This is a genomic window from Pseudomonas sp. R43(2017), from assembly GCF_002112345.1.
Taxonomy (GTDB): Bacteria; Pseudomonadota; Gammaproteobacteria; order Pseudomonadales; family Pseudomonadaceae; genus Aquipseudomonas; species Aquipseudomonas kribbensis.
The window spans coordinates 124,354-149,731 of the sequence record NZ_NEHJ01000002.1 but is presented as its reverse complement, the minus strand read 5'-3'; the positions used below and the strand labels follow the sequence as shown (position 1 = coordinate 149,731).

The following is a 25,378-nucleotide window of genomic DNA, read 5'->3' as shown; positions in this document are numbered from 1 at the left end:
CGCTACCCGCTGACCGAGTGCGCACCATGTCCCAGGATTTCTACTTTCTGTTGATGCCGGGTTTTTCCGCCATCGGTTTCATCTCTGCGATCGAACCGCTGCGGGTGGCCAACCGCTTTCGCGGCGAGTTGTATCGCTGGCACGTGTTGAGTGCCGATGGCGGGGCGGTGCTGGCGAGCAACGGGATGTCGGTCAACGCCGATGCGGCGCTGGAGCCGCTGAAGAAAGGGGCGACGCTGCTGGTAGTCGCCGGTTTCGAACCCCTGAAATTCGCCACTCCGGCGCTGGAGCACTGGCTGCGACGGCTGGACAACGAAGGCGTGACCCTCGGCGCCATCGATACCGGCAGCTTCGTCCTCGCCGAAGCGAGCCTGCTCGATGGTCATCGCCTGACCCTGCACTGGGAAGCCATCGACGCGTTCAAGGAATCCTATCCACAGCTCAGCGTCACCCAGGAACTGTTCGAGATCGACCGCCGGCGCATCACCTCCGCCGGCGGCACCGCATCCATCGACCTGATGCTCGACCTGATCGCCCAGGCCCACGGCCCACAACTGGCGATCCAGGTCAGCGAGCAGTTTGTATTGGGGCGGATTCGTCCGCGCAAGGACCACCAGCGCATGGAAGTCGCCACGCGCTACGGCATCAGCAACAAGAAGCTAGTGCATGTGATCGGCGAGATGGAGCAGCACAGCGAACCGCCGTTGACCACGTTGGAGCTGGCGGAGTCGATCAAGGTGACTAGGCGGCAACTGGAGCGCCTGTTCCGCCTGCACCTGAACGACACACCGAGCAACTTCTATCTGCGCTTAAGGCTGGAAAAGGCCCGGCAGCTGTTGCGCCAGACCGACATGAGTGTGCTGGAAGTCAGCATCGCCTGCGGGTTTGAATCACCGTCGTACTTCACCCGCAGCTACCGGGCGAAGTTTGCCCGGTGTCCACGGGAAGATCGGCGTACTGCTCAGGCCTGAGTTACTTCTTCATCAATGCCGAGCAGGCCGCTTTGTAAGCCTCATGCTGATACTTGTTCAGCGTGCCCGGCAGCTCGAAATTGTGCTTTTTGGCCTGGGCATTGATCGTCTGCGGCGACAGCAGCGTTACCTCGCAACCATCCAGCAACTGAAAAACGCCTTCGATCTTGAACGTGGTCGGCCCACCGGCAAACTCACCCTTCTTGCTGCGTTTCTTGATCGCGATGCGATCGATGGAGTTCTCGCGCACGAACGACGCCACTTGCGCGGCGAACCGTTTGACGTTGGCCGCCTCGTCGTCATCGTCCAGGGCGATTTTCTTGGTGCTCAGAGCGACGTGGCCCAGCGCCGAACCGTCGAGGGACGCCACGGCGATGATCGCTTCACTGCCTTTGATTTCGATACCGCAGATGTTCATGTGAATCCCTTGATTGGCGGAAGAGGTGCAGCTTACAGCTCAAGCTGGTTGGCGGTGATACCAAACGCCGCTGCAATCTTTTCGCGAGTGGCCTTGCGCGGTTTTGCAACGGTTTCCTGCTGCGCAAAAGCCGGCTGCGAAATACCCATGCGCCGAGCCACTTCTTCCTGGGTCAGGTTGAGATGTTCGCGCCAGGCCCTGATCGGAGTTGCCCCGTCGACAATGCGACTGACCACCTCATGGGGAATCAGGTCAGGCTCCATTTTCTGCGCCACATATTGCGCGTACGGAATGACTACGAAAGCGGGTTTGCCCTCGGAATCATTGATGATTTGGATGTCAGTAAGTGCGTTCATCGCGTTTTTTTACCTCTTGAATACTGACCACTTTAATCGCGCCATCCCAGTCGAACATGACTCGGTAATTACCGACGCGCAGCCGATAGGCGTAGTCATGACCAACCAGTGCTTTCACATTGCCCACATCAGGCATGTCAGCAAGCACCGTGATGGCATCTCTGACCTGACACTGATGAACGGAATGCAATTTCAGGAGTTGCTTAACGGCCTTTCGAGTCCAGTGGATGCTGTTCATGGCAGAATATAAGTCTTTTATAAGATTTGCGAATCTTTGCTTATATTTTTCAGGTGGCCAATAAACAACCTTTGACGGCATGTTGCGCGCAAAGCCTCTAGAACAGCGGCTTCGGACAGGTGATGTGGGGCAGATCTGAACGTTTTGTGGGAAAAGGTTCTTTTGCATCAGAAAGCTGAAAATACTTCCAGCTTTCTCCGGTGAATAAGCGATTACTCCTGCCCGATCGACTCCAAAAACTCCGACCGCTCGTCACTCATCCGCGCCACGCAATCATTCTGCGCAATCTTGAACGCCTTGCTGCCGTCCGTCGCCGGGAAGGCTTCGACGGCGCAGTCGGCGTCGCGGGTTTTCAGCCATTGTTGCTGGGCGGTCTTGAGTTTGGCGGTGATGTCGGCCAGTTGCGCCGGGTTCTTGCCGTAGGTCGCCTGCATGCGTTCGTTCAGGCTTTTGTAGTTGTCCTTGAGCAGGTCTTCGGCGGTGGTGCGGCTGTAGGTCGAGCATTCCAGGGTCTGGACGTCGTTTTCAACTGCGTCGCACGGGTTGTTGTCGGACTCTTCGGCGGCGTGTACGCCGGTCGCAATCAGTGCCAAAGCCAGGAAGATCGATTTCATTGATGTCGCCGCTCTAATCCAGTGGTGTTTCCAAGATGCGCCAGATTCTGGCTCAAGCTCGCGGGCTTGAACAGGTGGCTGGTCGGACCGGTTGGCGACGCTTTGTCGCGGATTGACGCTTTCGGCAATTCCCCTGTCGTTTTTGCACCCGGCTGGTCGCGCACCGAGGCATATGCTGGCCCCAAAGCGCCGGCAGACGATTCGGCGCATGAATCGCCAATAAGGGGACGCCTGATGAGCCCAGCCGAATTACACGCCGACAGCATCGTTATCGACGGTCTGATCATTGCCAAATGGAACCGCGAGCTGTTCGAAGACATGCGCAAGGGCGGTCTGACGGCGGCCAACTGCACCGTGTCGGTGTGGGAGGGCTTTCAGGCCACGGTCAACAACATCGCCGCCAGCCAGAAACTGATCCGCGAAAACAGCGACCTGGTGATCCCCGTCCGCACCACCGCCGACATCCGCAAGGCCAAGGAGCAGGGCAAGACCGGCATCCTCTTCGGCTTCCAGAACGCCCATGCGTTCGAAGACCAGATCGGCTATGTCGAGGTGTTCAAGCAGCTCGGCGTCGGCATCGTGCAGATGTGCTACAACACCCAGAACCTGGTGGGCACCGGTTGCTACGAACGTGACGGCGGCCTGTCGGGTTTCGGTCGCGAGATCGTCGCCGAGATGAACCGCGTCGGCGTCATGTGCGACCTGTCCCACGTCGGTTCCAAGACTTCCGAGGAAGTCATCCTCGAATCGAAAAAACCGGTCTGCTATTCCCACTGCCTGCCGTCGGGGCTGAAAGAGCACCCACGCAACAAGTCCGATGAAGAGCTTAAGTTCATTGCTGACCACGGCGGTTTCGTCGGCGTGACCATGTTCGCGCCGTTCCTGGCCAAGGGCATCGATTCGACCATCGACGACTACGCCGAAGCCATCGAATACACCATGAACATCGTCGGCGAAGACGCCATCGGCATCGGCACCGACTTCACCCAGGGTCACGGTCAGGACTTCTTCGAATACCTGACCCACGACAAGGGCTACGCCCGCCGTCTGACCAACTTCGGCAAGATCATCAACCCGCTGGGCATCCGCACCGTCGGCGAGTTCCCGAACCTGACCGAAACCCTGCTCAAGCGTGGCCACTCCGAACGTGTGGTGCGCAAGATCATGGGCGAAAACTGGGTCAACGTCTTGAAAGACGTCTGGGGCGAATAAGCCGCCGCTTCCCGAATACTTTCCCCCGGCCGTCCGCGCCGGGGGCAACACCCAAATTTTTCTGGAGTTAAGTTTCCATGGCCAAGATCGCCCCGCAATTGCCAATCGAAGTCGACAGCGAGACCGGTGTCTGGACCTCCGACGCCCTGCCGATGCTGTACGTGCCGCGGCATTTCTTCGTCAACAACCACATGGGCATCGAGGAAGTGCTGGGCGCCGACGCCTACGCCGAAATCCTCTACAAGGCCGGCTACAAATCCGCCTGGCACTGGTGTGAAAAAGAAGCCGAGTGCCACGGCCTGGAAGGCGTCGCAGTGTTCGAACACTACATGAAGCGCCTGTCGCAGCGCGGCTGGGGCCTGTTCAAGATCCAGGACATCGATCTCGACAAAGGCACCGCCAGCGTCAAGCTCGAACACTCGGCGTTCGTCTACGTCTACGGCAAGGTCGGGCGCAAGGTCGACTACATGTTCACCGGCTGGTTTGCCGGTGCCATGGACCAGATCCTCGCCGCTCGCGGCAGCAAGATCCGCACCGTGGCCGAGCAGGTCTACGGTGGCTCCGAAGAAGGCCACGACGACGGCCTGTTCACCGTCAAGCCGTTGTAAGTCGAGGAACCCGCCATGGCTTTCGAAGCAATGTTTCAGCCAATTCAAATTGGCAAACTGACCATCCGCAACCGCGTGCTCAGCACCGCGCACGCCGAGGTCTACGCGACCGACGGCGGCATGACCACCGAACGGTACGTCAAATACTACGAAGAGAAAGCCAAGGGCGGCATCGGCCTGGCGATCTGTGGCGGTTCGTCCGTGGTGGCGATCGACAGCCCGCAGCAATGGTGGAGTTCGGTGAACCTGTCCACCGACCGGATCATCCCGCACTTCCAGAATCTCGCCGACGCCATGCACAAGCATGGCGCCAAGATCATGATCCAGATTACCCACATGGGCCGTCGTTCCCGTTGGGACGGTTTCCACTGGCCGACCCTGATGTCGCCGTCGGGTATCCGCGAGCCGGTACACCGCGCCACTTGCAAAACGATTGAGCCGGAAGAAATCTGGCGGGTGATCGGCAACTACGCGCAAGCCGCACGCCGCGCCAAGGCCGGTGGCCTGGACGGCGTCGAACTGTCGGCCGTGCACCAGCACATGATCGACCAGTTCTGGAGCCCGCGGGTCAACAAGCGTACCGACGAATGGGGCGGCACCTTTGAAGGCCGGATGAAATTCGGTCTGGAAGTCCTGAAAGCCGTACGTGCCGAGGTCGGTGACGACTTCTGCGTCGGCATGCGTATCTGCGGCGACGAGTTCCACCCGGACGGTCTGTCCCACGAGGACATGAAGCAGATCGCCAAGTATTACGACGACACCGGCATGCTCGATTTCATCGGCGTCGTCGGCTCGGGTTGCGACACCCACAACACCCTGGCCAACGTGATTCCGAACATGAGTTATCCGCCGGAGCCGTTCCTGCACCTGGCAGCCGGGATCAAGGAAGTGGTCAAGGTTCCGGTGCTGCACGCGCAGAACATCAAGGACCCGAACCAGGCCACGCGGATTCTGGAGGGCGGATACGTCGACATGGTCGGCATGACCCGCGCCCACATCGCCGACCCGCACCTGATCGCCAAGATCAAGATGGGCCAGATCGACCAGATCAAGCAGTGCGTGGGCGCCAACTATTGCATCGACCGCCAGTATCAGGGTCTGGACGTACTGTGCATCCAGAACGCCGCGACCTCCCGTGAATACATGGGCGTGCCGCACATCATCGAGAAATCCACCGGGCCGAAACGCAAGGTGGTAATCGTCGGTGCCGGCCCGGCGGGGATGGAAGCTGCCCGCGTGGCAGCCGAACGTGGCCACGACGTGACCCTGTTCGAGAAGAAAGAATTCATCGGCGGGCAGATCACCACGGCTTCGAAAGCGCCGCAGCGTGACCAGATCGCCGGCATCACCCGCTGGTTCCAGCTGGAGTTGGCGCGGCTGAAAGTCGACCTGCGCCTGGGCACGGCGGCGGACGCTGACACCATCATGGACTTGCGCCCGGACATCGTGGTGCTGGCCGTTGGCGGGCATCCGTATCTGGAGCAGAACGAACACTGGGGCGCCGCCGAAGGGCTGGTGGTCAGCAGCTGGGACGTGCTCGACGGCAAGGTTGCGCCGGGCAAGAACGTGCTGGTCTACGACACCATTTGCGAGTTCACCGGGATGTCGGTGGCCGACTTCCTCGCTGACAAGGGCAGCCAGGTGGAGATCGTCACCGACGACATCAAGCCGGGCGTGGCCATCGGCGGTACGTCGTTCCCGACCTACTACCGCAGCATGTACCCGAAAGAAGTGATCATGACCGGCGACATGATGCTGGAGAAGGTCTACCGCGAAGGCGACAAGCTCGTCGCCGTGCTGGAGAACGAATACACCGGCGCCAAAGAGGAGCGGGTGGTGGATCAGGTGGTCGTCGAGAACGGCGTGCGCCCGGACGAAGCAATCTACTACGCCCTCAAGGACGGCTCGCGCAACAAGGGCCAGATCGATGTCGAGGCGCTGTTCGCGATCCAGCCGCAACCTTCGTTGAGCAGCAATGGCGACGGTTACCTGCTGTTCCGCATCGGTGACTGCGTGGCGCAGCGTAATACCCACGCTGCGATCTATGACGCCCTGCGGTTGTGCAAAGACTTCTAAAGGTTTGCACATGACCCTGTGGGAGCGGGCTTGCCCGCGAATGCATTCTGTCAGTCACCGCTGCATCGACTGACCCGGCGCTTTCGCGAGCAAGCTCGCTCCCACAGGAACACGCCGAACGTGTTTCTCCAGGCTGTACTGGTGGGAGCTTCACCATGTTGAACACCCTTCTTCCAATCCTGTTGTTCGCAGCCCTGGCCCTCGCAGTGCTGGGTGCGTTGCGGCGGGTGGCCATGTGGCGTCGGGGCCGGGCCTCGAAGGTCGATCTGATCGGCGGCCTGTTCGCCATACCCAAGCGTTACATGGTCGATCTGCACCACGTGGTGGCGCGGGACAAATACATCGCCAACACCCACGTGGCCACGGCCGGTGGCGCGGTGGCGTCTATCGTGCTGGCGATTCTGGTCCACGGTTTCGGCCTGCATAACCGCATCCTCGGCTACGCGTTGCTGCTGATGACGGCGGTGATGTTCGTCGGGGCGATCTTCGTTTATCGGCGTCGGCTCAACCCGCCGTCGCGGCTGTCGAAGGGCCCGTGGATGCGCCTGCCGAAAAGCCTGCTGGCGTTCTCGGCGTCGTTCTTCCTGGTGACCTTGCCGGTGGCGGGGATCCTGCCGGAGAACTTCGGCGGCTGGGTGCTGGCGGCGATTCTCGGCGTCGGTGTGTTGTGGGGCGTGTCGGAGCTGTTCTTCGGCATGACCTGGGGCGGTCCGATGAAGCACGCCTTCGCCGGTGCGTTGCACCTGGCCTGGCACCGTCGCGCTGAGCGTTTTGGTGGTGGCCGTTCCACCGGTTTGAAACCGCTGGATCTGAATGATCCGAGCGCGCCGCTGGGCGTGGAAAAACCCAAGGATTTCACCTGGAACCAGTTGCTCGGTTTTGACGCCTGCGTGCAGTGCGGCAAATGCGAAGCGGCATGCCCGGCGTTCGCCGCCGGCCAGCCGTTGAACCCGAAAAAGCTGATTCAGGACATGGTGGTCGGCCTTGCCGGCGGCACCGATGCCCAGTTCGCCGGCAGCCCTTATCCGGGTAAAGCGGTGGGCGAACACAGCGGCAATCCGCATCAACCGATCGTCAACGGTCTGGTGGATGCCGAAACCCTGTGGTCGTGCACCACTTGCCGCGCCTGCGTCGAGGAATGCCCGATGATGATCGAGCACGTCGATGCCATCGTCGACATGCGTCGTCACCTGACCCTGGAAAAAGGCGCGACCCCGAACAAGGGCGCCGAAGTCCTGGAAAACCTGATCGCCACCGACAACCCTGGCGGTTTCGCCCCGGGCGGGCGGATGAACTGGGCGGCGGACCTGAACCTCAATCTGCTCAGCGAGAAGAAGTCCACCGACGTGCTGTTCTGGGTCGGCGACGGCGCCTTCGACATGCGCAACCAGCGCACCCTGCGTGCCTTCGTCAAAGTGCTGAAAGCGGCCAAGGTCGACTTCGCGGTGCTCGGGCTGGAAGAGCGCGACAGCGGCGACGTGGCCCGGCGTCTTGGTGATGAAGCAACGTTCCAGTTGCTCGCCAAACGCAATATCCAGACCCTGGCCAAATACAGTTTCAACCGCATCGTCACCTGCGATCCGCACAGTTTCCACGTGCTGAAAAACGAGTACGGCGCGTTCGATGGCAACTACCTCGTGCAGCATCACAGCACTTATCTGGCGGAAATCATCCAGGCCGGTGCGCTGAACCTCGGTCAGCACAAAGGCAACAGCGTGACCTATCACGATCCGTGCTACCTCGGCCGTTACAACGGCGAGTACGAGGCGCCGCGCGAAGTGTTGCGCGCCCTCGGCATCGAGGTGAAAGAGATGCAGCGTTCCGGCTTCCGTTCGCGCTGCTGCGGCGGTGGCGGCGGGGCGCCGATCACCGACATTCCGGGCAAGCAGCGGATCCCCGACATGCGCATGGAAGACATCCGCGAGACCGGCGCCGAGCTGGTGGCTGTGGGTTGTCCACAGTGCACGGCGATGCTCGAAGGCGTGGTTGAACCGCGTCCGTTGATCAAGGACATCGCCGAACTGGTGGCCGACGCGCTGCTCGAAGACGCCGCGCCGAACAAGCCTGCCACCCCGGCCAAACGTGAACCTGCGGAGGCCCACTGATGAGCGACATTATCCGCCGCGACCCCCGCGCCGAATGGATCGCACGCAACCGCCTGCACCCGCTGCACGCGGCCATGCAACCGGCGCAACACAGCTGGATGGGCCCTAACGGGATCATCCGCAAGAACCTGCACGGCATCGGTTTCATCGGGCCGAACGGCATCAAGCGCATCGACCGCAGCGGCGCCCAGCAGGGCGGGGCGGTCAAACGTTCGGCAGCGGTCGAAGTGCAATTGCCGCTGCATCTGGTGCCGGCCCCGGCGTTCTACATCAGCGTGGTGCCGGACATGGTCGGCGGCCGTTTGAGCAGCCACGACCGCGACCTGCTCGGCCTTGCTCATCAACTGGCCGGCAGCGACGGCGCGGTGCTTGCCGTGGTGTTCGGCGAGCACAAGGAAAATGCTTTCGCCACGGCGGGCGTTGACCGCTTGCTGGTGCTGGAAGGCGAAGAATTCAGCGGTTATGCACCGGAGCAACGGATCCAGGGCCTGCGGGCTGTGGATAACCAGTTCAACCCGCGTCACTGGCTGCTGCCGGACAGCCGCAGCGGTGGCGGCGAACTCGGTCGGCGCTTTGCCGCCGCACTGGGCGAGCGCCCGGCGACACGGGTGTGGCAGGTCAAGGATCAGGAGTGCATTGGCCGTGCCGGTGCCGGGTTGCAGGATCTTGCCCGCCCGGTGGCGCGGCTGATTCTGGCGTCCGCCGAATGCGCCGAGCCGGTCAGCGAAACCCGTCACGAAGCGCTGCCGGTGGAGTTATCCACACCCGTGGCGCGCAGCCTTTCGCGGATCGAGGATCTGGGCGCGGTGGCGGTGGACCCGGCGGCGATTCCGATGGCCGAAGCCGAGTTCATTTTCTCCGGCGGCAACGGGGTCAAGGATTGGGAGCTTTTCCACAGGACCGCCGCAGCGCTCGGCGCCACCGAAGGCGCTTCGCGGGTGGCGGTGGACGACGGCTTCATGACCCGCGACCGCCAGGTCGGCGCGTCCGGCACCTGGGTCACCGCGCGGGTTTACGTGGCGGTGGGAATTTCCGGGGCGATCCAGCACCTGCAAGGCATCGGTGCCTGCGACAAGGTGGTGGCGATCAACCTCGATCCTGGCTGCGACATGATCAAGCGTGCCGACCTGTCGGTGATCGGCGAAAGCGCGGAAATTCTTCAGGCCTTGATCGCGGCGGTAGAGGCCTACCGCAACGAAGCCAAGCGCGATGCGGCTTAAGGAACGGTTATGAGCACAAAGATCATCAGTCTGGTTTCAATCGGCGCTCACCCGACTTCGGGCCGCCCGCGTCGTGCCGAACAGGATGCGCGCGCGGTGGAACTCGGCTTGCAACTGGCTGGGGATAACCTGCAAGTGCTGCACGCCGGCGACATTGCAGAACCTGCGTTGCGCGCTTATCTGGGCATGGGCCTGGAGCAGATGCATGTGCTGGAACAACCGGCCGGTGCGGATGCGTTGCCGGCGTTGACCGATTATTTGCGGGATGCCGGCGCTCAGGTCGTGTTGACCGGCAGTCAGGCGGAAACCGGTGAAGGTTCGGGCATGCTGCCGTTCCTGCTGGCCGAAGGGCTGGGCTGGCCGCTGGTGGTGGGGCTGGCGCAGGTCGAGTCGATCAACGACGGCTCGGCGCTGGTGCTGCAAGCGTTGCCTCGTGGTCAGCGCCGCCGGCTGAAGGTTCGCCTGCCGTTTCTCGCAACTGTGGATAACGCCGCGCCCAAGCCTCGGCAAAGTGCTTACGGCCCGGCGCGGCGCGGCGTTCTTCAGGCAAAAGATGTGGAAGTGGTGGATGACGAATTGCTTGCGGTAGCGACCCTGCAACCGGCCAAGCCCCGGCCGAAACGGTTGAAGGTGATCAAGGCCAAGAGCGGGGCTGACCGGATGAAGGCGGCTACGGCCAAGGCCAGTGGGGGTGGGGGGCAGGTGCTCAAGGGCGTGACTGCCGAGGCAGGTGCCGAAGCTATTCTCAAACTGCTGATAGAAGAAGGTGTTGTCCGCTAGAGTCCTGAATTTGACCCTCTTCCTTTGGAAGAGGGTTTTTACCCACAATCCCTGTTGGCGGATCTGTGGATAACGTGTTCGCCCATCCCTGAACCCCACGCCAACCAAGCCCTCCAGCCCGAAGATCAAAAAACAACCAGCCTAACTTGCGGTTTTTTCGGGTTTTTTCCCCAAGATAGCTCCCCGACTTGCCCCCAATCTCTGTTGGCGCTTCTGTGGATAAGATGTTCGCTATCCTCCAAGAGCCATATAAATCGTGGCTTACAAAGATTTGATCAAAAAACGATCAATTCAGCCTTTTAACCCCACCAACCCGACGCAAACCCCGATTTATCAACGCTTCCAACGCTTTTCCACAGCACCCGCCAAGTTACCCCCGAACTCTGTTGGCGCTTCTGTGGATAAGGTGTTCGCCATCCTCTGAAAGCCACGTAATCCGTTGCTTGTGGCGATTTGATCAAAAAACAGTCAATCGCTAATGGAATCGCTGCTTCTGAATAAGTCACGGTTTTTCTTCACAAAACCCCGATTATTTTCCAAGGTCATCCACAGTTGTCCCCATTTGCTGTGGGTGGCTATGTGGATAACTTGTTCGCCAAACCCTGCAAGGCCCGCCGGCTATAGTCCAAATGGCAATTGATCAGATTTCATACAGTTCTAAGAGCCTGCCTTGACTTCAAACCGGCCGCTGTCTTCACTCCAATGGCACAAGGACCGCCGTCACTTATCCACATCTGGTTCAGGGAGAACGCGTGATGGATACCCAGCCACATCGCTCACCCCTCAAACCCCGCTTGCTGTCAGCCCCGAAGCCGCGCACGCGCACCTTGCGTCGTGCCGCCAATCAGCATGCCCGTCTATAGCGCCTGAATTCTGCCACGCCGTTGTACTGCCGCCGGGCCTGCCCGGGGGCCAGGTGCCCGTTCGCCCATCGATTGCAGGCAACCGCAGAGTTGCCCCATCTGCCTGAGAGAGGAACCACCTCATGACACGGATCGCAACGCCCATCAGCGACATCAAGGAACACTACGACGTGATCGTCATCGGCTCCGGGTACGGCGGCGGCATTGCCGCTTCGCGCCTGTCCCGGGCCGGCAAAAAGGTGTGCCTGCTGGAGCGCGGTCGGGAAATCCAGCCCGGCGAATACCCCAACACCATGATCGCTGCGACCGAAGAGCTGCAGGTGCACGACCCGGACGGCCACATCGGCTCGCGCACGGGATTGTTCGATCTGCACGTCAACGCGCAGCAGAACGTGGTGGTCGGCTGTGGCCTCGGTGGTACGTCGTTGATCAATGCCAACGTTTCCCTGGAACCGACAGCCGATGTGTTCAAGGATCCACGCTGGCCATTGGCGGTGCGTGAGGACCAGGATGGTTTGCTCAAGGCCGGTTACGAAAAAGCCCGGACCATGCTCAAACCCAACGCTTATCCGGACAGCGCACCGAACCTGCCCAAGCTCGATGCCAACAAAAAGTCCGCGGACTTCCTCAAGCAAGGCGCGAACTTTTACAAGCCGCCGATCAACGTGACCTTCGACAAACTGCCGAACAACCTCAACCACGTCGGCGTCGAGCAACTGCCGTGCAACCACTGCGGCGACTGCGTTTCAGGCTGTAACAACAAGGCCAAGAACACCACGCTGATGAACTATCTGCCGGACGCCACCAATCACGGCGCGGAGATTTTCTGCCAGGCACAGGTACGGCATCTGGAGCGCGACGGTGATGGCTGGATCGTGCACTTCCAGTACCTCGACAGTGGCCGCGAGAAGTTCGACGCGCCGACATTGTTCGTGAAGGCCGACATTGTCGTGGTGTCTGCCGGCACCTTGGGCTCCACGGAAATTTTGCTGCGCTCGCGGGACAAGGGCCTGGCGATGTCCGGCCAGCTCGGCGAGAACATGAGCGGCAACGGCGACATCCTCGGCTTCGGCCACAACTGCGAGCAGACCATCAACGGCATCGGTTTCGGCACGCACTCGGCGAAGGAGATGAAACCGGTCGGCCCGTGCATCACGTCGGTCATCGACATGCGCAACGAGGGTGATCGCAGCAGCCGCATGGTCATCGAGGAAGGTTCGATTCCCGGCGCCCTCGGGCGGCCGATGGTGCCGGCGATGGCCGGGTTCGCCGAGATGATCGGGGTGCCCACCGACGACAGCTTCAGCGGCAAAGTGAAGTACAAGGAGCGCGAAGCCGAAAGTTTTCTGCGCGGCCCTTACTACGGCGCCCTGCACAATATGCAGACCTACCTGATCATGAGCCACGACAGCGGCCAGGGACGCATGGTCCTCGACAGCAAGGATCAACTGCGCATCGACTGGCCTGGCGTGGGCGAGCAGGAAAACTTCAAGATCGGCAACGAACGCCTGCACCAGAGCACCAAGGCACTGGGCGGGATCTGGGTCGAGAACCCGATCTGGACCAAATTACTCAGGCACAGCATCGTCTCGGTGCATCCGCTGGGCGGTTGCGTGATGGGTGAGGACGCCGCGCAAGGCGTGGTCAACCACAAGGGCCAGGTGTTCAGCGGCGCGAGCGGCAGCGATGTCTACGCCAACCTGTACGTGACCGACGGCGCGGTGATTCCGACGTCACTGGCGGTCAACCCGCTGCTGACCATCTCCGCCGTCAGCGAGCGCAACATGGGCCTGCTGGCCGCCGACCGTGGCTGGACGATCGATTACACACTGCCTTCGGCGCCGCGCAAACAACCGGTGCCACCGACTCTCGGCGTGCAATTCACCGAGACCATGAAGGGCTACTTCTCCCGAGCCTTCACCGCAGCGCAGAGTACCGATCTGAAGGTTTACGAAGCGGCGGCCAAACGCGGCGAGGCGGACAACTCGCCGATCGACTTCACCCTGACCATCACCGCCAACGACCTCAACCGGATGATCAAGGAACCGGAACACGCCGCGACCATCGTCGGCACGGTGATCGCCCCGGCGCTGTCGCCGCAGCCGCTGACTGCCAGCAACGGTGTGTTCAACCTGTTCGAGCAATTCGAGCAGCAGGTCGACACACGCCACATGAAATACGACATGAAACTGACCGCCGAGGACGGCAACGACTATTTCTTCAGCGCCTTCAAAACCGTGCCGGAAGACAACGGCGTGCTGAACATCTGGCATGACACCAGCACCCTTTATGTGACGCTGTATCGCGGCCCGGACAAGTCCGGCGAAGTCATCGGCTCGGGTGTGATGCACATCAAACCGGCGGATTTCGCCAAGCAGATGACCACCATGAAAGTCCTCAATGCACGCAACGAGCGTGAGCGCATTGAAGGGCTGGCGCGGTTCGGCAAGTTCTTCGCCGGGATCCTCTGGGAGAGTTACGGCGGGGTGTTCGCCGGCGACAAATACTTCAACCCCGACGCACCGCCACGCTTGAAACGGCCGCTGGATGCGCCGACGCCGGATGTGCATTTCTTTCCCACCGAGGACGGTGTGGAACTGCGCCTGAGCCGCTATCAGGCCGGCAGCAAAGGCCCGGTGATGCTGGTGCACGGGTTGGGTGTGGGCTCGAACATCTTTTCTACCGATACGATCCAGACCAACCTGCTCGAATTTCTGTGCAAGCACGACTACGACGTGTGGCTGCTGGATTTCCGCGTGAGCATCCTGCTGCCGGCGAGCAAGAAGGAATGGAACGGCGACCAGATCGCCCAGTACGACTTCAAGGCTGCCATCGGGCAGATCCAGCAGCAGACCGGCGCGAAGGACGTGCAGTGCGTGGTGCATTGCTACGGCGCGACCACGTTCTTCATGTCGTTGCTCGCCGGTTTGCAGGGCGTGCGTTCGGTGGTCTGCTCGCAGATTGCCGCTGATACGGTGGTCGCGACGGCGACGGGGCTGAAGGCCGGTCTGCACTTGCCGGGGATGCTCGACGCCATCGGCATCAAATCCATGACCGCCTACGCCGACAGCAAGGAGAACTGGTTCAACCGCCTCTACGACAAGGCCCTCAACGGCTACGCGCGGATCGAAGCCCAGGGTTATTGCACCAACCCGGTGTGCCACCGCATCACCTTCATGTACGCCTCGCTGTACCGCCACGACACCCTCAACGAGACGCTGCACGACAACCTGCACGAACTGTTCGGCGAGTCGAACATCGAGACCTTCGAGCACCTGGCGCTAATCGTGCGCAAAGGGCATCTGGTGGACTTCAAGGGCAACGATGTGTACATGCCGCACTTCGACCGGCTGACCATGCCGATCTGTTTCATCAGCGGCGCGGAGAACCAGTGCTATTTGCCGGAGAGCACGCTCAAGACCTATCAGCGGGTCTGCGAGAAGCACGGGCCGGAGCGCTATAGCCGGCATGTGGTGCCGGGGTATGGCCACATCGATTGCATGTTCGGCAAGAACGCGGTGGTCGATGTGTATCCGATCATCCTTGAACACCTGGAGAAAACGGCCCTCGGTTGATCTCGGACCGAGTCGACTGCCATCGCGAGCAAGCTCGCTCCCACAGGGGACTGTGTCGAGCACAAATTCTGAGCATGGCTGCGCTCTCTGTGGGAGCGAGCTTGCTCGCGATGGCGACAGGTCAGTCGCTACATCTCTCCAGTCTGCACAAGGAAATGGATGACATGGACAGCTACATCCGCTGGTTTCAACGTTTCATCTGGCTCGGCATTGCAATGAACATGGTGTTCGCGATCCCGGCGCTGTTCGCGCCGGGGTTGCTGACATCGGTGGTCGGCCTGCCGCCGCAACTCTCCGACCCGTGGCTGGAAAACGCCGGGATGCTGCTGGTGGGCATCAGCGTGTTCTACATGCCGTCGGGCTTCAACGCACCGCGCTACGTGGTGCATTCCTGGCTGTGCGTGCTGACGCGGCTGATCGCCGTGGCGTTCTGGATCTACCTGATCAATACCAGCAGCCAGGGTTCGGTGTTCGTACCGATGCTGATGGGCGACCTGAGTTTTTTCCTGATCCTCGGCATCCTGCTGTACCTCGGCACAACACCTGAAAACCGTCCGCTGGCGCTGCTCTGTGACGGCTGGCGCGAATGGCGGGCGGCGTGGGCGCGGCATTGGCAGAACCACGCGTTCAAGGTCGGTACGCTGGTGGTGGTCGCGCTGCTGGCGTTCATCGGTTACCAGACCTGGTATCAGATGCTGCGGGTGGTGCCGGAGCAGGAATATGCCTCCGACGAAGATCACTACAAATACGCCGCCATTGGCTTGGGCATCGAAGCGCGGATTCCGTATTACCTGTTCTCCGTGCTGCCGCAGATGTGCCCGGAGAAAATGCCGAAACCCGGCGGCTGGGAAGTCTTTGGCTTCCTGTTCGAGAACGGCAAGGACTTGCCGATCGGCATGGCCAAGCGACAGATCGGTTACCCGACCGTCGAGCCGAACTGCGCTTTGTGCCACACCGGTTCCTACCGGGCGAATGCCAGCGACGTCGCGGTCAATGTGCCGAGTGCGCCGGCCAACACCCTGCAACTGCAGGCTTTCCAGTGGTTCGCCTACGATTGCGCCAGCGACCCGAAATTCACCACCGACGCGGTGATGGCGGCGATCAACAGCAAGTTCCAGCTCGGTTTTTTCGAGCGGCTCTACAACCGTTACCTGATCATCCCGATGGCCAAGACCGCGCTGCTCAAACAGAAGCAGGCCTACGCCTGGCAGAAGTTGCGGCCGCAGCAGGGGCCGGGGCGTACCGACACCTTCAACCCGACGAAAATGGTGGTGTTCGGCTTCCCGGATGACTCGACCATCGGCACCGTCGACCTGCCGCAAGTGTGGAACCAGAAACCCCGGGAATCGATGTACCTGCACTGGGACGGCAATAACAACAAGATCCACGAGCGCAACTACGCCGCCGCGATGGCCGTGGGTGCAACGCCGGAATCGGTGCTGCCGCCGAGTTTCAATCGCGTGACCAACTGGCTGCTTGGACACAAGGCACCCGCGTGGCCGTGGGCGCTGGATCAGGCCAAAGTCGCCCAGGGCAAACCGATCTGGGAAGCCAATTGCGCCGGTTGCCACGACTTCGGTCGCGCCGACACCGGGCAGGTCACCACCAACATCGACCAGCTCGGCACCGATCCGCATCGCCTCGACTCGTTCACCACCGGGTTGGTGGCGGCGTTCCACACCTTCAAGAAACCGCCGTTCGATTTCGGCGCCTACCGCAAGACCCAGAGCTACAGCAACACGCCCACCGACGGTATCTGGCTACGCGCGCCGTACTTGCACAACGGCTCGGTGCCAACCCTGTGGGACTTGCTGCAACCACCGGAAAAACGCCCGCAGGTGTTCATCACCGGCTCTGACATCTACGACCCGGTCAATGTTGGTTTCGTCACCAGTGGCGCCCAGGCCAAAGCCTCGGCGGACTTCAAGTACGACACGCGCCTGGAGGGCAATCACAACAGCGGTCACCTGTATGGCACGACGCTGTCGGACGACGACAAACGCGCGCTGATCGAATTCATGAAAACCCTGTGAACCCTTACGGATAGAGGATTACGCCATGTCAGCGGTCGGTCATCTGAAACATGAAATCGACAAGGTCAAGGTTCGTCTGCACGGCCTGTTCACGCGAGTGGAAATGGCCTGGATGAAGCTCATCAGCGAACTGGAACCCGAGGAGTTCCAGGCCATCATCAAGTTGCTCCAGCGTGGTCATGATCAGGCGCAATACGTGCTGAAAAACGGCGAGTTGCCGGATGACGAGCCGGCGGTGCCGTGGGAGTTGTCCCACGGGTTGTCGATCCTGCGCATCGGTAATGCAACGCCGTTGCCGCAATCGCCCGATCAACTGCAGACCAAGGTGCTGAAGGACGGCACGTTGCTCGGCTGCCGCAAGTGGGAACTGCTGGATCTGCTGTGGAGCGAAGCGCTGCTCAAGTGGATCGAAAACCTGCGTCATCACGCGACCTTCGGTACCGACCCGGCGCTGGTGACCATGGATCGCGAAGTGACGTTGGCGATTGCCGGCGACTGGGGCACCGGGCCGTTCAACAGTCACGCGCCGGCGGTGTCGGTGGCCAACCAGATGCAACTGGCCAATGCCGACTTCACCATTCACCTGGGGGATGTCTATTACGCGGGCACTCACTCCCAGGAAGACACCGACATGTCCGGCTGGCCGATGGGCACCCACGGCTCGTTCACCCTCAATTCCAACCACGAGATGTACAGCGGCGCCCACGGTTACTTCAAGGAACTGGCCGCGCGGTTTCCGGGGCAGCAGGGCACCAGCTACTTTGCCCTGATCAACGACGACTGGCTGATTGTCGGACTGGACACGGCCTATGCCTCGGACGTGATGAACCTGTACATGGACGGCACACTCAACAAGCCGCAGATCGAGTGGATGAAGGCGCTGCCGAAACGCAAGAAGCTCATGGTGCTCAGTCATCATCAGGGCTTCGATATCACCGGGCACAACAAGACCGCGCTGTATCAACCGGTGTGCGATGCATTGGGGCGCGAGCCGGATTATTGGTACTGGGGGCATCTGCACAATGGCATCGTCTATGCGACCCAGGGAGGGTTGCATGCACGCTGCGCCGGGCACGGAGCGATTCCCTATGGCACCACCAGCGAGCTGAACGGGCATCCACGGATACTGTTTTCCGAGACCCAGGATGCGAAGGATCCGGACTATCCGCTGCGGGTGTTGAACGGGTACGCGAAGATCAGGTTGGTGGGGGAGGAGATTTTCGAGGAGTTTATTGGCGAGGATGGGTCTGTGAGGTGGTCATCGAAGTGATCCGTTTGATCGTTCCCGCGCAGGACGCGGGAACGATCAATGACGCGAATCAGCCCTGAACCGGAACACCCTTGAGGTACGGCGCAGGCTCGGCCCCCAGGTTGCTCAGCATACGCTCGCTGTACCAGTCGACGAAATTGACCACGCCGAACTCATAAGTCTTGGAGTACGGCCCCGGCTGGTACGCGGTGGAGTTGATCCCGCGCTGGTTCTCTTCGGCCAGGCGACGATCCTGATCGTTGGTCGCGTCCCACACCTTGCGCATGCGCTCGACGTCGTAGTCCACGCCTTCCACGGCATCCTTGTGCACGATCCACTTGGTGGTGACCATGGTTTCCTGGGCGCTGATCGGCCACACAGTGAACACGATGATGTGATCGCCCATGCAGTGGTTCCACGAGTGCGGCAGGTGCAGGATGCGCATCGAGCCCAGGTCCGGGTTCTTGATCCGGCCCATCAGTTTGGCGCAGCCCTGTTTGCCGTCCATGGTCATCGACACGGTGCCCTTGAGCAGCGGCATGCGCACGATGCGGTTGCGCAGGCCGAAACTGGCATGGGCGTAAGGGATCTTTTCGGCTTCCCACGCGGCAGCAGACGCGGCGACGTGGTCCTTGAACGCCTGGTCGGCGCGCGGGTCGGTGACGTCGTCCCACTCCAGCAGGGTTTTCAGCAATTCCGGGTGCGAACCGTTGCAGTGATAGCACTCGCGGTTGTTTTCCAGCACCAGTTTCCAGTTGGCCTTTTCCATCAAGGTGGTGGTAATCGCCACCTTGGTGTTCTCCATGTCGTAGGGTTCCATGTAGTGGTTCAGGGTCGACAGGAAGTCATCGATGGCCGGCGGGTTCTCCGCCAGGCTGATGAAGATGTAGCCGCCGGCGGTCTTCACGTTCACCGGCTTGAGGCCGTACTGGTTCATGTCGAAATCAGCGCCCATCTCGGTGCCGGCGAACAGCAGGCGACCGTCCAGCTCGTACGTCCACTGGTGGTAGTGGCAGACCAGTTTGGCGACCTTGCCCTTGTCGCTGGTGCACAGGCGTGAGCCACGGTGGCGGCAGACGTTGTGGAACGCATGCACCACGCCTTCAGCGCCACGAATGACGATGATCGGGTTCTTGCCGATCTGCAGGGTGATGTAGTTGCCCTTGGCCGGGATCTCGCAGGTCATGCCGGCGATCAACCACTCTTTCTGGAAGATCTCCTGCATGTCGATATCGAACAGGCGCTCGTCACTGTAGAACGGTTGCGGCAGCGAATAGGTGCGCTCGCGCTCCTGCAGCATTTGCGCGGTGGCCTTGCGTGCGGGTTCCAGCAGGTCGCCCAGGCTGAGTTTTGCGGTGTCCATCGATGAATTCCTCAAGGCCATCTGCGTGGCCGCGAAAGTGGCTGATCGGGTGTGCGGCTAAAGGGTGCTACGCAAGGTGTAAAGAATCTGTTTGTGTTGGGGCGAGTGTGGGGCCGGCGCAGGCGAGAACCTTATCCATGGGCGACATGGTGCAATCTGTTCCCGACGCGCAACCCCCGGTGGTTGGGGGCTGGTCGCGATAAGTATGTGAATGTCGCGGATAGGTAAACGGGCCGTTCGCGCTATACGCAGAATCGCCACATGAAGGCCGACAGTCGGCCGTGGAGAACAGCATGTCGAACAGCTTCCTGAATCCGGTCACCACCCAGACCTGGGCCAATGGCCGACACATCGTCCGTTGCGTCAAAGTCATCCAGGAAACCTGGGACGTGCGCACCTTCTGTTTCATGGCCGACCAGCCGATCCTGTTCTTCTTCAAGCCCGGGCAGTTCGTGACCCTGGAGCTGGAAATCGAAGGCCAGCCGATCATGCGTTCGTACACCATCTCCAGCTCGCCGTCGGTGCCGTACAGCTTTTCGGTGACCATCAAGCGCGTGCCGGGGGGCAAGGTGTCCAACTGGCTGCACGACACGCTGCACGAAGGCCAGGAACTGGCGGTGCACGGCCCGGTCGGGCTGTTCAACGCCATCGACTTCCCGAGCCCGAAAGTGCTGTACCTCAGCGGCGGCGTCGGCATCACCCCGGTGATGTCCATGGCGCGCTGGTTCTACGACACCAACGGCAACGTTGACATGACGTTCATCCACAGCGCCCGTTCACCCAAAGACATCATTTACCACCGCGAGCTGGAGCACATGGCGTCGCGGATCGACAACTTCAGCCTGCACCTGATCTGCGAGAAACACGGGCTGGGCGAGCCGTGGGCCGGCTATCGCGGCTACCTCAACCACAAAATGCTGGAACTGATGGTGCCGGACTTCCTCGAGCGCGAAGTGTTCTGCTGCGGCCCGACGCCGTACATGACGGCGGTCAAGCGCCTGCTGGAAAACGCCGGCTACGACATGAAGCGCTACCACGAGGAATCCTTTGGCGCCACGCCACCGGAAGCCCGCGCCGACGCAGTGGAACAGGCCGAACAGGCCGCCGAAGCACCGGAAATCCCGGTGGCGGATCTGCACCTGGTGGAGTTCACCTCATCGGACAAGAGCATCCGCGTGGCTCCGGGCGAGACCGTGCATGCGGCGGCGGCGAAGGTCGGCCTGATGATCCCGAAAGCCTGCGGCATGGGGATCTGCGGGACGTGCAAGGTGCTCAAGCTCGGTGGCGAAGTGGAGATGGATCACAACGGCGGGATCACCGAGGACGACGAGGCGGAGGGGTACATTCTTTCTTGCTGCAGCGTGCCGAAGGGGGATGTGCGGATCGAATACTGATGCAGGCATAAACCCTGTGGGAGCGAGCTCGTTCCCACAGGGTTTGTCGTTCAGTCGACAAACAAATCCGTCATCAACTTCGCATCACTCCCCGGTTCAAAGCGGTAATGATCAAACTCGGTCACACCGCTCTCCCGCAAGATCTCCTCATCAATCAACAGCCGCCCGGTAATTCGCCGTCCGCTGCTGCCCAGAATCACATGTGCCGCATCCGCCATGATCTGTGGCGTGCGCGCATGCTTGAACGACTCGCGATTGCCCAGTTGAAACTCGATCGCCGCCGTGGCAATCATGGTCTGCGGCCACAGCGAATTCACACTGATCCCGTAGTTGGCGAATTCCTCGCTCATGCCCACCGTCAGCATGCTCATGCCGTACTTGGTTACGGTGTAGGGGCTGTATTGCGCGAACCATTTGCTGGCCATGTTCAGCGGCGGCGACAGGTTGAGAATGTGCCCGGAGGTCTTTTTCAGATAGGGCAGGGCCGCCTGGCTGCACAGCAGCACCGCGCGAGTGTTGATCTGGTGCATCAGGTCGAAGCGCTTGAGTTCAATGTGTTGCACGCCGGTCAACTTGATCGCCCCGGCGTTGTTCACCAGCGCATCGATCCCGCCGAAATGCTCGTTGGCCTGCGCCAGTGCCTGGCGCACGGCCTCTTCCTCGCGTACGTCGAGCTGCAGGGCCAAAGCCTTGCCGCCAGCCGCTTCGACTTCCGCCGCGACGCTGTGGATGGTGCCGGGCAATTTGGCGTGGGGTTCGGCGCTTTTGGCGGCGATCACGATATTGGCCCCGTCGCGCGCAGCCCGCAGCGCAATCTCGCGCCCGATGCCACGGCTGGCGCCGGTGATGAACAAGGTTTTGCCTTTTAGCGACATGCGCAAGCTCCTGCTTATTGTTATGTGAGCGATGGCTCGACAGACAATGTAGACGATGGAGCTGAAACGGGAGGGTGGCGCTGTGGCGGGGGAGCAGGCTCCCGCGCCACGGGGAGGCGATCAGGCCGACATGACTTCGCGGATGTCGCGGGCCAGTTCACGCACGCGTTCTTCTTCGGTGTCCCACGAGCACATGAAGCGGGCGCCACCCTTGCCGATGAAGGTGTAGAAGCGCCAGCCGCGAGCGGTCAGGGCGGCGATGGCCGGTTCCGAGAGTTGCAGGAACACACCGTTGGCCTGCACCGGGAACATCAGTTCCACGCCCGGGATGTCGCTGACCAGCTCCGCCAGCAATTGTGCGCAGTGGTTGGCGTGGCGGGCGTATTTGAGCCAGGCGTCGTTTTCCAGGATGCCGACCCACGGCGCCGACAGGAAGCGCATCTTCGACGCCAGTTGCCCGGCCTGTTTGCAGCGGTAGTCGAAGTCTTCGGCCAGTTTGTGGTTGAAGAACAGGATCGCTTCACCCACCGCCATGCCGTTCTTCGTGCCGCCGAAGCACAGCACGTCGACGCCGGCCTTCCAGGTCAGGTCCGCCGGCGAGCAGCCGAGGAATGCGCAGGCGTTGGAGAAACGCGCGCCGTCCATGTGCAGGTTCAGGCCCAGTTCCTTGCAGGTGTCGCTGATGGCGCGGACTTCTTCCGGGGTGTAGACGCTGCCGACTTCGGTGGCCTGGGTCAGGGTCACGACGCGCGGTTTCGGGTAGTGGATGTCCTGGCGCTTGAGCGCGACTTCGCGGATCGAGGCCGGAGTGATCTTGCCGTTTTCGGTGCCGGCGATCAGCAGTTTCGAACCGTTGGAGAAGAACTCCGGCGCGCCGCATTCGTCGGTTTCGACGTGGGCGGTTTCCGAGCAGATCACGCTGTGGTAACTCTGGCACAGCGACGATAGCGCCAGGGAGTTGGCGGCGGTGCCGTTGAAGGCGAAAAACACTTCGCAGTCGGTTTCGAACAGCTTGCGGAAATAATCGGAGGCGCGTGCTGTCCACTCATCGTCGCCATAGGCGCGCTGGTGGCCGTGGTTGGCCTGTTCCATGGCAGCCCAGGCTTCGGGGCAGATACCGGAGTAGTTGTCGCTGGCGAATTGTTGGCTCTTGTCGGTCATGGCCGGCTTCCGTGATCGAGGCGCTTGTGGCGCTTCGTGGGGTCAATGATGGTGCGCACTGTACCGAAGATCATCCGGGGAGCACACGGGATGTCGCTGTCAGAACTTTACAAGGATGCGAGCCGATTATGCACCTGAGCCGGCGCGACGGCGCACTCGATCTGCTCAAGTGGCTGGCGCTGCTGAGCATGCTGCTCGATCACCTGCGATATGTCGGGATCAGCGCCGATTGGCTGTATGTGCCGGGGCGGCTGGCGTTCCCGTGGTTCTGTCTGGCGATGGCGGCGAACCTGGCGCGGGACGGCGCGCGCAAGACCGAATGGCGCTATCTGGGCTGGTTGCTGCTGTTCAGTCTGTTCAGCGAGATTCCCTACCGTTTGTACGTTCCCGATCCCGACACCTTGAACGTGATGCCCACGCTGGCGCTGGGTTTGCTGGTGGCGCGGGGCTGGCAGGATCAGGCACTGGTTTCGCGATTGCTGGCTGTTGGCGCCTTGCTGGTGGCCGCATTGTTCCCGGAGCGACTGATGTTCGGTCTGTTCGGCGTCCTGCTGCCATTGGCGACGTTGCTGGTGTTTCGCAAACCCTGGTATTTCAGCCTGCTGCCGGGGCTGGTGTGTCTGGCGGCGAATCAGTGGCAGGTGCTCTTCGAATCCGCGCAGTTCGGCAACCGCGTGGCGGTCCTCGGCATTGCGACCTGCCTGATCGCGCCAGTGGCCGGAATGTTCCTGTTGCGACATGCCACTTACCTCCATGCGCCACCCCTGCGGCGCTGGGCGTATGCGCTCTATCCCGCGCATTTCCTCGTTCTTCTGGCCTTGCGCCAGCTGCTTGTTTGAGTCCGTCGCTGTCGCCATGTCGTAAACGCACCTTTGCGTGGCGTCCGTAGGCATTTGACCTCCCTGCGCCGGCCATACCATCGGCATCAAAGGGCACTGCCATCATTGCCAGTGCCTTACCGAGACGAATGGCGCACAGATGCCGCTGGGAGAGACGCGATGTTCAGCAAGCAAGACCGGATCCAGGGTTACGACGATGCACTGCTGGCGGCGATGAATGCCGAGGAGCAACGTCAGGAAGATCACATCGAGCTGATCGCGTCGGAGAACTACACCAGCAAGCGCGTGATGGAAGCGCAAGGCAGCGGTCTGACCAACAAGTACGCCGAAGGTTATCCGGGCAAGCGCTACTACGGTGGCTGCGAACACGTCGACAAGGTCGAAGCGCTGGCCATCGAACGCGCCAAGCAACTGTTCGGCGCCGATTACGCCAACGTCCAGCCGCACTCCGGTTCCTCGGCCAACAGCGCGGTTTATCTGGCGCTGATCCAGGCAGGCGACACCATCCTCGGCATGAGCCTGGCCCACGGCGGTCACCTGACCCACGGCGCCAAGGTTTCGTCCTCGGGCAAGCTGTACAACGCCGTGCAGTACGGCATCGACACCAACACCGGCCTGATCGATTACGACGAAGTCGAGCGCCTGGCCGTCGAGCACAAACCGAAAATGATCGTCGCCGGTTTCTCGGCCTACTCCAAAACTCTGGATTTCCCGCGTTTCCGTCAGATCGCCGACAAGGTCGGTGCGCTGCTGTTCGTCGACATGGCCCACGTCGCCGGTCTGGTGGCTGCCGGTCTGTACCCGAATCCGCTGCCGTACGCCGACGTGGTCACAACCACCACGCACAAGACCCTGCGCGGTCCCCGTGGCGGCCTGATCCTGGCCAAGGCCAACGAAGAAATCGAGAAGAAGCTCAACGCGGCGGTATTCCCCGGTGCCCAGGGCGGCCCGCTGATGCACGTCATCGCCGGTAAAGCCGTGTGCTTCAAGGAAGCGCTGGAGCCTGGCTTCAAGGCCTATCAGCAACAAGTGATCGACAACGCCCAGGCGATGGCGAGCGTCTTTATCAAACGTGGCTACGATGTAGTGTCCGGCGGCACCGACAACCACTTGTTCCTGGTCAGCCTGATCCGTCAGGGCCTCACCGGTAAAGACGCGGACGCCGCTCTCGGTCGCGCCCACATCACCGTCAACAAGAACGCCGTACCGAATGACCCGCAGTCGCCGTTCGTCACTTCCGGCCTGCGCATCGGCACCCCGGCGGTGACCACCCGCGGCTTCAAGGTGGCGCAGTGCGTGACGCTGGCCGGCTGGATCTGCGACATCCTCGACAACCTCGGCGATGCCGATGTCGAGGCCAACGTCGCCCAGCAGGTTGCGGCCCTGTGCGCAGACTTCCCGGTTTATCGCTGAGCGTTCTGGAGTAAA

The 25,378-nt window shown here is 61.3% G+C and carries 20 protein-coding genes; 13 read left to right on the top strand and 7 right to left on the bottom strand.

Annotation, left to right across the window (positions count from 1 at the left end; genetic code table 11):
• Positions 1-26 precede the first annotated feature (26 nt).
• Positions 27-971: a GlxA family transcriptional regulator gene (locus CAG02_RS05220; protein ID WP_085709145.1), complete on the top strand. Its 945-nt coding sequence runs from the start codon at positions 27-29 to the stop codon at positions 969-971.
• Between the two features lies 1 nt (position 972).
• Here CAG02_RS05220 and CAG02_RS05215 read toward each other — a convergent pair whose 3' ends face one another.
• From CAG02_RS05215 to CAG02_RS05200, 4 genes are all read right to left on the bottom strand, one after another.
• Entirely contained in the window at positions 973-1,389 is a 417-nt protein-coding gene (locus CAG02_RS05215; RefSeq protein ID WP_085709146.1) for a DUF3010 family protein, read from the bottom strand.
• Positions 1,390-1,421: 32 nt separating this feature from the next.
• A complete protein-coding gene (locus tag CAG02_RS05210; protein WP_085608908.1) occupies positions 1,422-1,745 on the bottom strand; it encodes a helix-turn-helix domain-containing protein in 324 nt (107 codons plus the stop codon).
• On the bottom strand, positions 1,729-1,983 hold the full coding sequence (locus tag CAG02_RS05205) for a type II toxin-antitoxin system RelE/ParE family toxin (protein WP_085709147.1): 255 nt from the start codon (positions 1,981-1,983) through the stop codon (positions 1,729-1,731). Before CAG02_RS05205 ends, CAG02_RS05210 begins: the two co-directional genes overlap by 17 nt.
• A 212-nt stretch (positions 1,984-2,195) precedes the next feature.
• Positions 2,196-2,597: a lysozyme inhibitor LprI family protein gene (locus tag CAG02_RS05200; protein ID WP_085709255.1), complete on the bottom strand. Its 402-nt coding sequence runs from the start codon at positions 2,595-2,597 to the stop codon at positions 2,196-2,198.
• Positions 2,598-2,831: 234 nt separating this feature from the next.
• On the opposite strand from CAG02_RS05200, the gene CAG02_RS05195 reads away from it, so the two are divergent.
• From CAG02_RS05195 to CAG02_RS05155, 9 genes are all read left to right on the top strand, one after another.
• Complete coding sequence (locus tag CAG02_RS05195; protein ID WP_007959776.1) at positions 2,832-3,809, top strand: dipeptidase; 978 nt, start codon at positions 2,832-2,834, stop codon at positions 3,807-3,809.
• A gap of 77 nt (positions 3,810-3,886) precedes the next feature.
• On the top strand, positions 3,887-4,417 hold the full coding sequence (locus tag CAG02_RS05190) for a DUF5943 domain-containing protein (RefSeq protein ID WP_007926354.1): 531 nt from the start codon (positions 3,887-3,889) through the stop codon (positions 4,415-4,417).
• A 15-nt stretch (positions 4,418-4,432) separates the two neighbouring features.
• Entirely contained in the window at positions 4,433-6,493 is a 2,061-nt protein-coding gene (dgcA, locus tag CAG02_RS05185; RefSeq protein WP_085709148.1) for a dimethylglycine demethylation protein DgcA, read from the top strand.
• Between the two features lie 155 nt (positions 6,494-6,648).
• Positions 6,649-8,598 carry a dimethylglycine demethylation protein DgcB gene (gene dgcB, locus CAG02_RS05180; RefSeq protein WP_085709149.1) on the top strand — a complete coding sequence of 650 codons (1,950 nt, stop codon included), beginning with the start codon at positions 6,649-6,651 and terminating at the stop codon, positions 8,596-8,598.
• Positions 8,598-9,818: an electron transfer flavoprotein subunit alpha/FixB family protein gene (locus CAG02_RS05175; protein WP_085709150.1), complete on the top strand. Its 1,221-nt coding sequence runs from the start codon at positions 8,598-8,600 to the stop codon at positions 9,816-9,818. The genes dgcB and CAG02_RS05175 overlap by 1 nt, the downstream gene beginning before the upstream one ends.
• 9 nt (positions 9,819-9,827) lie before the next feature.
• Positions 9,828-10,598 carry an electron transfer flavoprotein subunit beta gene (locus CAG02_RS05170; protein ID WP_085709151.1) on the top strand — a complete coding sequence of 257 codons (771 nt, stop codon included), beginning with the start codon at positions 9,828-9,830 and terminating at the stop codon, positions 10,596-10,598.
• A gap of 985 nt (positions 10,599-11,583) precedes the next feature.
• Positions 11,584-15,036 carry an alpha/beta fold hydrolase gene (locus CAG02_RS05165; protein ID WP_085709152.1) on the top strand — a complete coding sequence of 1,151 codons (3,453 nt, stop codon included), beginning with the start codon at positions 11,584-11,586 and terminating at the stop codon, positions 15,034-15,036.
• A gap of 164 nt (positions 15,037-15,200) precedes the next feature.
• Positions 15,201-17,069, top strand: coding sequence for a hypothetical protein (locus tag CAG02_RS05160; RefSeq protein WP_085709153.1), 1,869 nt, complete (start codon positions 15,201-15,203; stop codon positions 17,067-17,069).
• 25 nt (positions 17,070-17,094) lie between these two features.
• Positions 17,095-18,339 carry a metallophosphoesterase gene (locus CAG02_RS05155; RefSeq protein ID WP_085709154.1) on the top strand — a complete coding sequence of 415 codons (1,245 nt, stop codon included), beginning with the start codon at positions 17,095-17,097 and terminating at the stop codon, positions 18,337-18,339.
• A gap of 49 nt (positions 18,340-18,388) precedes the next feature.
• On the opposite strand, the gene gbcA is transcribed toward CAG02_RS05155, so the two are convergent.
• Entirely contained in the window at positions 18,389-19,681 is a 1,293-nt protein-coding gene (gbcA, locus tag CAG02_RS05150; protein WP_085709155.1) for a glycine-betaine demethylase subunit GbcA, read from the bottom strand.
• A gap of 293 nt (positions 19,682-19,974) precedes the next feature.
• Here gbcA and gbcB point away from each other — a divergent pair, with 293 nt between their 5' ends.
• The gene (gene gbcB / locus CAG02_RS05140) at positions 19,975-21,075 is read left to right on the top strand and encodes a glycine-betaine demethylase subunit GbcB (protein ID WP_085709156.1); all 1,101 of its coding nucleotides are present in this window, start codon (positions 19,975-19,977) and stop codon (positions 21,073-21,075) included.
• 50 nt (positions 21,076-21,125) lie between these two features.
• Here gbcB and CAG02_RS05135 read toward each other — a convergent pair whose 3' ends face one another.
• Together CAG02_RS05135 and CAG02_RS05130 are read right to left on the bottom strand one after the other, a co-directional pair.
• Positions 21,126-21,950, bottom strand: a complete 825-nt coding sequence (locus CAG02_RS05135; RefSeq protein WP_085709157.1) for an NAD(P)-dependent oxidoreductase — start codon at positions 21,948-21,950, stop codon at positions 21,126-21,128.
• 120 nt (positions 21,951-22,070) lie between these two features.
• Positions 22,071-23,111, bottom strand: a complete 1,041-nt coding sequence (locus CAG02_RS05130) for a low specificity L-threonine aldolase (protein WP_007959802.1) — start codon at positions 23,109-23,111, stop codon at positions 22,071-22,073.
• A 128-nt stretch (positions 23,112-23,239) separates the two neighbouring features.
• Between CAG02_RS05130 and CAG02_RS05125 the strand changes: the two genes are divergently transcribed.
• Entirely contained in the window at positions 23,240-23,950 is a 711-nt protein-coding gene (locus CAG02_RS05125) for a TraX family protein (protein WP_085709158.1), read from the top strand.
• 159 nt (positions 23,951-24,109) lie between these two features.
• Complete coding sequence (gene glyA, locus CAG02_RS05120; RefSeq protein ID WP_085709159.1) at positions 24,110-25,363, top strand: serine hydroxymethyltransferase; 1,254 nt, start codon at positions 24,110-24,112, stop codon at positions 25,361-25,363.
• The last annotated feature ends 15 nt before the right edge of the window (positions 25,364-25,378 follow it).